Source organism: Rufibacter hautae (genome assembly GCF_008271695.1).
Taxonomy (GTDB): domain Bacteria; phylum Bacteroidota; class Bacteroidia; order Cytophagales; family Hymenobacteraceae; genus Nibribacter; species Nibribacter hautae.
In genome coordinates, this window is sequence record NZ_VKKY01000006.1 from 1 (window position 1) to 7,526 (window position 7,526).

The 7,526-nt window shown below is 47.2% G+C and carries 6 protein-coding genes; all 6 read left to right on the forward strand.

Annotation, left to right across the window (positions count from 1 at the left end; translation table 11 throughout):
- Positions 1-435 precede the first annotated feature (435 nt).
- The 6 genes from FOA19_RS23195 to FOA19_RS23220 are packed head-to-tail and all read left to right on the forward strand — an operon-like array spanning position 436 to position 6,853.
- On the forward strand, positions 436-2,397 hold the full coding sequence (locus FOA19_RS23195) for a BatA domain-containing protein (RefSeq protein ID WP_149093269.1): 1,962 nt from the start codon (positions 436-438) through the stop codon (positions 2,395-2,397).
- Positions 2,381-3,661: a dihydroorotase gene (locus FOA19_RS23200; RefSeq protein WP_149093270.1), complete on the forward strand. Its 1,281-nt coding sequence runs from the start codon at positions 2,381-2,383 to the stop codon at positions 3,659-3,661. Before FOA19_RS23195 ends, FOA19_RS23200 begins: the two co-directional genes overlap by 17 nt.
- 16 nt (positions 3,662-3,677) lie before the next feature.
- Entirely contained in the window at positions 3,678-4,196 is a 519-nt protein-coding gene (locus FOA19_RS23205) for a DUF4199 domain-containing protein (protein WP_149093271.1), read from the forward strand.
- A gap of 17 nt (positions 4,197-4,213) precedes the next feature.
- Positions 4,214-4,750 carry a DUF4199 domain-containing protein gene (locus FOA19_RS23210; RefSeq protein ID WP_149093272.1) on the forward strand — a complete coding sequence of 179 codons (537 nt, stop codon included), beginning with the start codon at positions 4,214-4,216 and terminating at the stop codon, positions 4,748-4,750.
- A 6-nt stretch (positions 4,751-4,756) separates the two neighbouring features.
- On the forward strand, positions 4,757-5,722 hold the full coding sequence (locus FOA19_RS23215; RefSeq protein ID WP_149093273.1) for a glycosyltransferase family 2 protein: 966 nt from the start codon (positions 4,757-4,759) through the stop codon (positions 5,720-5,722).
- Between the two features lie 3 nt (positions 5,723-5,725).
- Positions 5,726-6,853 (forward strand): glycosyltransferase, encoded by a 1,128-nt coding sequence (locus FOA19_RS23220; protein ID WP_149093274.1) that lies wholly within the window; start codon positions 5,726-5,728, stop codon positions 6,851-6,853.
- Positions 6,854-7,526 lie beyond the last annotated feature (673 nt).

Below are 7,526 nucleotides of genomic sequence, written 5' to 3' on the forward strand. Positions count from 1 at the left end.
TCAGAGATGGAGGGGGGCTGTCTCGTTTATAAGCGGGCAGGGGGAGTGTGATGCAGGGGCTTTCTCTCTATCTCCCTTAGTCAATGAGGTTCCTCTAAGGGCTGCATTACCCTTTTCCAGCTGCTGTATCCTGCCTCGATCCTTTTTCACTCTTACTTTAATATAAAGTGTGGGTGGAAACAAGTTCGAGATTATAAGGTCGCAAACTCTCCTGCCCCGATTACCAAACCATAAAGCCCCTCCTTTAAATCTAATAAGACAAACCTTCGGACTTTCCCGGTTCTAAGTCTGCTTCAAAATACCAAGACCTAAACTCTCTCTATTTCCATCAATGTTGTAGATTAAGCATAAACTTCTTCGGCCATATACCAGATCTTGTCCGTTATTAGTTCTAAAGGCAATTATGTACCTTCACATATAAACAGCTTTTAGTAGATGCTCCCTCTAATATCCGGATCAGCCATTGCTGCCACATTACTGATTCTCATCCATTTCTTCGGGTTAAGGCTGAGGCAAAAGCTTGATTTTTCCCATATTCAGTTTCTGACGGCACTTATCTCCAAAACCAGATCTGTCCGGAGGATCAATAATTATCTGCTGCTACTTTTAAGGCTTGTGTTTGTGGCATCTGCTTTGGGAGCGTTTTTGCTATTCCTTTTCCAAACCAGAAACAATAGTGCTGTGTCGCCGGATAAGATTTCAGTGGTGGTGGATACTTCCTGGAGTATGCAAAGCCCCTCAGTTGAAAAAGAGCGAAGCAAAGCTGAGACTGCAAATGACGCGGCTAGAGATATCCTGCGGGAAGTTAGCAACACAGCAAGTGAGCGCGAGATTAGCCAAGGAACCGAGGCGGTGAATGTACCAGAAGGGCAGACAACATTTACTTCCTCTCAGAGTTTGGTAGATGATTTGGGAAACACCAGCAGGTCAACCACTACATATCTCCTTTCAGATTTTCAGAGAGCTACCTTTTCCCCTGAGATCTTGAAGAGTTTGCCTAAAGAGCAGTCTATTACCTTTGTGTCTTTGGGAAATGAGGAGGTACCTAATATCTACATAGATTCTGTTTGGTTGGAGCAGCCTATTCTACTGCCCAACTCACTGGCAGGTATTTCGGTCAGGTTGGCTGGCAGCTTACAAGGGGAGAGCAGCCAAGTAAAAGTGAGTGCTTCTGAAGGAGAACAGCTCTTAGGTGCTACCCAAGTGCTCCTAGATCCTGCACAAAAAGCCATTGCCCATTTCAAGATTCCACTTAACAGCAATACAGAGAAGCAGATTACTTTCAGTGTGGAAGATCCGGCTACTGCTTTTGACAACCAGTACTTCGTCATCCTGCCCAAACCTTCCTCGGTGCACATCAAAGTCAACAGGTCCCAAGGAAGCAATGATCCTATAATTCAGGCCTATAAAGCCGAACCAGCCTTTAACTTCTCTCAAAGCGCCAACAACAACCAAGGGTTATGGATTTTAAATATTCCTGCTAATGGTGGTTCCTCGGCGTTAGCCACTGGCATTAAGTCTTGGGTAAACGAAGGCGGCTCTGTCCTGCTCATCCCCGATGCGAAGGCGCTGCAATCTACGGTTAGTTTTCTGGCCAACTTAGGTTTGCAAGGGGTAAGTGAGGAAAGCAAAGAGATAGGCACTAAACCTCTAAAGCAACCAGACATGTCTGATGCCTTTTTCCGGCAGATTTTCGAAAAAGAGGTGAAAAACATGAAGATGCCCGAAGCCAAGCCTGTGCTTAGGTGGCAGAGCTCTTTCCACACGATCCTAAAGTTCACCGATAACGCTCCTTTCCTGAGTACCTTCAGGGTAGGAAATGGCAACGTGCATTTGTTTGCCGCGCCTATTACCTCAGCATCTGCCATTGTAGCGCATCCGTTGTTTGTTCCGGTGCTGTACCAACTGGCCTTGTCTACCAATGCCTCTAAGATTGTCTTGTCTCACCAGCCCAACAATGGCAGCATCATTGTTCCCTTGGAAAAGGAAGTAGCTTCCAAGCAGCCTTATGCCCTGAGTGTAGCCGGACAGACGTTCATCCCCGACCAGCGGGTTAGACAGGGACAGTTGTTCCTGACGTTGCCCAAAGACCTTGGCCGACCTGGATTCTACAACGTTTTACAGGAAGGGAAAACTATTGGGAGTATCGCGCTGAATATTCCGCGGGTTGAGTCTAAGCTGGAGGCCTACACGGTAGAGGAACTGAAGGAGATACTTGCAGACCACGGAGGCAACATTCAAGTATTAGCGCCGAAAGAGCGGGTATCTCTGCAAAAACAGCTGCAAAAGGAAACCAGTGGCTCTTCCCTTTGGAAATATTGCCTAATATTGTGTTTTCTGTGTCTCGTGGTAGAGGCAATCATCCTAAGCACCAAGAAAAGTGGATCTCTTATTTAAAGCGGTTACCATAGTTGATTCAACTTCTTCGTTTGACGGCCAGGTGGTAGACCTGCTGCTCTCAAACGGAAAGATAAAACAAATAGCTTCTTCTATTGAGGCCGAAGAGGTGCAGACTATTGAGCCCCAAGGCTTACACTGCTCCATCGGGTGGTTTGACCTGATCGCTTTTTCTGGGGAGCCCGGCTACGAGCACCGGGAGACTTTACAGAACTTTATGCAGGCAGCGGCCTTCGGAGGATTCACCGAAGTGGCTTGTCAGCCTACCCTTAATCCCGTAACGCAGACCCGCGCCTCCGTGGAATACTTCAGGCATGTTTCGGCCTCCGGGCCAGTGCGGGTGCACCCATTGGCGGCTGTAACGCATGACCTGGACGGGAAGGACCTGTCTGAGATTCTGGACCTGCAAGCTGCAGGCGCCCTTGCTTTCACCGATGGCTCAGATGCGCTGCAGGCCGAGGACACCGTTCTCAAAGCACTGGAGTACCTGAGGCTTTTTGGGGGTGTTTTGATAAATCAGCCCCAAAACAGAAAAATCGCCAACGGCGGTCAAATGCACGAAGGAACTGCCAGCACCCGCTTAGGCCTTAAAGGTATTCCGGCTCTCGCCGAAGAGGTACAGATTTCCCGCGATTTACAGTTGCTGCAGTACACCGGCGGTCGCCTGCACCTTACCCAGTTGTCCACTGCCGCTGGTGTTACTGCTGTGAGAGCCGCTAAAAAGCAAGGTTTGAACGTGACCTGCGATATAGCCGCTCACCAATGCGCCTTCACCGATGAACTCATTGCGCCTTTTGACACTAATTACAAAGTGACGCCTCCGTTCAGAAGCGAGGGAGACCGCATAGCCCTGTTAGAAGGTTTGCAAGACGGCACCATAGACACTATCGTGTCTGCCCACACGCCCTGGAACGAAGAAGCTAAAGAACTGGAGTTTGACTTAGCCGAAGCCGGCATTATTGGTCTGCAAACCGCTTACGCCATCGCCAACGAGACCTTGGCCTCTCACCTATCCTGGAGAGAAGTAATTCAGAAGCTAACGGTTGGTTCCAGAGAAATTGTAGGCTTATCCGCTCCCTCGCTAACCGAAGGCGCTGTAGGCAACCTTACTTTCTTCAGTCCAGACAAAAGCTGGTTTTTTGATGAGCGCCTGAATGCCTCCGCGGCGAAGAACAGTCCGTTCTTCGGACGTGAAATGAAGGGTTGCGTGTTTGGCACCTACATGAACGGACAATTCACCGTGAACCCGGCTTACCAGAATTAGAGAGAAGACAAGACCAATGTTTGACAGAGCAGTTGTTAATACCGCCATCAGGTATGGCGTTACCGGGGCAATCGTAAGTTTTATCTATATCCTTATTTTGGCTTTGGCAGGGTTTGAGAACCCGTATGATAATACCAGCGAGTATTCCTCTACGCTTATCTTTGTTTCTGTTTTTGCTTTCCTGGCCATCAAGTACTTCAAGAAATTCCATGACGCAGAGCTGGGTTTTGGGAAGGCTTTCAAAGTGGGTTTGATGACCGTGTTCTTTCTGGCGTTCACCACGACGCTGCTCCTGTGCATCTATTCGGTTTTCGCGGGACAGGAAATGATACAGGAATATATTATATTGAGTCAGAAAAGGATGGAGTTAACCAGAAAAGAGTTAACGCAGGTGATGGGAGAAGCAAATTACAAGAACGCCTATCAGAACCTAAACACTTTGAACCCTTACATCCTGGCGCAGATCAGCTTTGTGAACCGCATGGTGGCAGGTTTCTTTGTCAGTATCGTTTTAGGCGTGTTTTTCAGAAAGTAACCTAAAAACCCATAATCATGAACGAACAAGCCATCATGCAAGAGCCAACTGTCACACCAGCCTCCGTTGGCATCCGCTACGGAATTATGACTGGTTTTGCATCCATCATTTTTAGCCTAGTCCTTTACTTAACAGGCCTTCACCTGAACAAAGGGGTGACTTACTTGGGAACTATCATTCCTATAGTAGGGATAATCTTAGCTTATAGGTACTATAAAAAAGAGAATGGCGGATTTATGTCGTATGGCCAGGGGCTTGGTACGGGTACGATCCTGGCTACAGTATCTGGGGTTTTGAGCGGAATTTTCACGTACATCTACCTTAAGTTCATAGACTCCAATATTATTGAACAAATAAGAAATGCCTCCATTGAGGAGATGGAAAATAAAGGGATGAGTGACGAACAGATTGAGCAGGCCACCAGCATGACAGAAAAATTCACTACACCAGAAATGATGTTTCTGTTTGGTATAGTTGCGGCGGTCATATTAGGCTTCATTTTGTCCCTTATCATTGCGGCTATCATGAAGAGAAGCCGCCCAGAGTTTGAGTAAAAATTCATGCAGAACAGCGTAGATATTTCGGTGGTAATACCACTTCTTAACGAGGCAGAGTCACTGCCAGAGCTTACCCAATGGATAAACCGTGTAATGGTATTGCACGGTTTTCTTTATGAGGTTATTTTGATTGACGATGGTAGTACCGATGATTCCTGGAAAGTGATTCAGGAGTTGTCGCAGCATGACCCTAATCTCAAAGGCATCCGGTTCAACCGGAACTACGGCAAATCGGCGGCCCTTAACGTGGGCTTCGCGGAAACTCAGGGTCGCGTGGTGATCACCATGGATGCTGACCTGCAAGACAGTCCTGATGAGATTCCTGATCTCTACAAAATGATTGTGGAGGATGGCTATGACTTAGTATCTGGCTGGAAAAAGAAGCGCTTTGACCCATTGAGCAAAACCCTTCCTACTAAACTGTTCAACGCCGCTACCCGGAAGATCTCCAAGATCAAACTCCATGACTTCAACTGCGGCCTGAAAGCCTATGATGCGCGCGTAGTGAAAAGTATAGAAGTGTACGGCGAGATGCACCGCTACATTCCCGTAATCGCCAAGTGGAACGGTTTCGGGAAAATAGGCGAGAAAGTAGTGCAGCACCGTGAGCGGAAATACGGCACCACCAAGTTCGGGCTGGAGCGTTTTGTTTACGGCTTCCTGGATTTGATGTCCATTACCTTTGTCTCAAGGTTCAAGAAGCGGCCCATGCACTTCTTCGGCAGCCTGGGTACTATTTCCTTCCTCATCGGCTTCCTGATTACCTCTTGGTTAGTCATAGAGAAGGTGTATTACTCTTTCCGAAACTTGGCTGTTAGAAACGTAACCGACCAACCACTGTTTTTCCTGGCGTTGGTAGCTGTGGTAGTTGGGGTGCAGTTATTTCTGGCCGGTTTCCTGGCCGAGATGGTTTCCCTGGCCGGACGAAGGAAAGACGAATACCTGATCCGCGACAACATCGGGTTTTAGTCTATGGCCTATATTATTCTTGTAGGTCCGGCTTACCCCTTTAGGGGAGGCATTGCTGCATCTAGCGAAAGCCTTGCCCGCACCTGGCAGCAGATGGGGCACCAGGTTGAAATTTACACTTTCACTACCCAGTACCCTTCTATTCTCTTCCCGGGTAAGTCTCAATGTGAAGATGGCCCAGCTCCCAAAGATTTGGTTATCCACCAGGAGCTGAGTTCCATCAATCCCTTGACTTGGATCAGCCTTGGCTATAAAATCAAGAAGAAGAAACCAGACTTGGTTTTGTTCAGGTACTGGCTGCCGTTTATGGCCCCAAGTTTGGGAACCGTGGCTAAAATCATCAAGGGCAACAAGCATACCAAGGTAGTAGCCCTTACAGACAATATAGTGCCCCATGAGAAGCGCCCCGGCGATAAAGCTTTGACGCAATACTTTGTAGATGCCTGCGATGCTTTTGTCACTATGTCGTCTACCGTCACAGAGGAGTTGAAGCAATTCAACAAAAACAAACCTGTGGTGAGCCAGCCTCATCCCATCTATGATACCTATGGCCAGAAGTTGCCCAGAGAAGTCGCACTAAGAGAACTCAACCTGCCTGAAGGAAAATACCTTTTATTCTTTGGTTTCATCCGGCACTACAAAGGTCTGGATCTGCTATTGCAAGCCATGAAGGACCAAAGACTGAAAGATAGGGACATTAAGTTGATTGTGGCAGGTGAATTCTACGAGTCTCCGGAGACTTACCAGCAAATCATAGAAGAAGGGAATCTGCAGCAGAGCATCATCCAGGCTACAGAGTATATTCCCCACGAAAAAGTAAAAGCCTACTTCTCCATTGCCGATTTAGTTGTTCAGCCCTACAGACATGCCTCGCAAAGCGGCGTAACCCAGATAGCCTACCATTTTGAAGTGCCTATGATTGTAACCAAGGTAGGGGGCCTGGTGGAAATGATCCCAGATCAAAAAGTAGGCTATTTAGTAGATGTTAACCCAACTGCAATTGCTGATGCTATAGAAAAGTTCTACAAGGAGGAGAAGTCAAGGGAAATGGTGGAGAACATACGAGAAGAAAAGAAGAAATATACCTGGGAGGCATTAGCCACAGCAGTAACGCAAGTAGTAGAACTGTAAAATGAGCAAACTATAGTATAAGCTCTTGTATAAAGAAACCTTAAACAGAAGAGGCAAAGTGGCAATCACTTTGCCTCTTCTGTTATTATCATGTGAAAAGCGTGCTGAGTATTAGCGCCTCTACATCTGAAAAAGTGGTTCAAACATTTAAAGACAGTTATCTTAAGTAAGTAAGTAAGTAAGTAAGTAAGTAAGTAAGTAAGTAAGTAAGTAAGTAAGTAAGTAAGTAAGTAAGTAAGTAAGTAAGTAAGTAAGTAAGTAAGTAAGTAAGTAAGTAAGTAAGTAAGTAAGTAGATCTGATTGCCACCTCTAAGAAAAGAGAAGGCAATCAGACAAAACCTTTCCCAGCCCGGGAACTTCGGGGCACCCAGATGCGGTTACCTAAGAGGCTCCGGACGGGGCCTGCGCCTAAGAAGGTAATCGATAAAAAAAACTTGCCTCCGGAACTCACAGCACCTCAGGGTGGTTACCCCCTCAGGCTGCGGCCCCAAGCGGGTAAGTCCACGCAAACCTTAAGCAAGCGTTTGTTTCACCGGAAAGGTTTGCTACCTTTGCAGCCCGCTCGGCAGGAGGGGGGCAAGAACGGGGCAACCTGGTAGAGACGAAAGGAAGAGAAAAAAGTTTTCCGCGGCTATTGCGGAAAGGAAAAACCTTCTTACCTTTGCACTCCCTT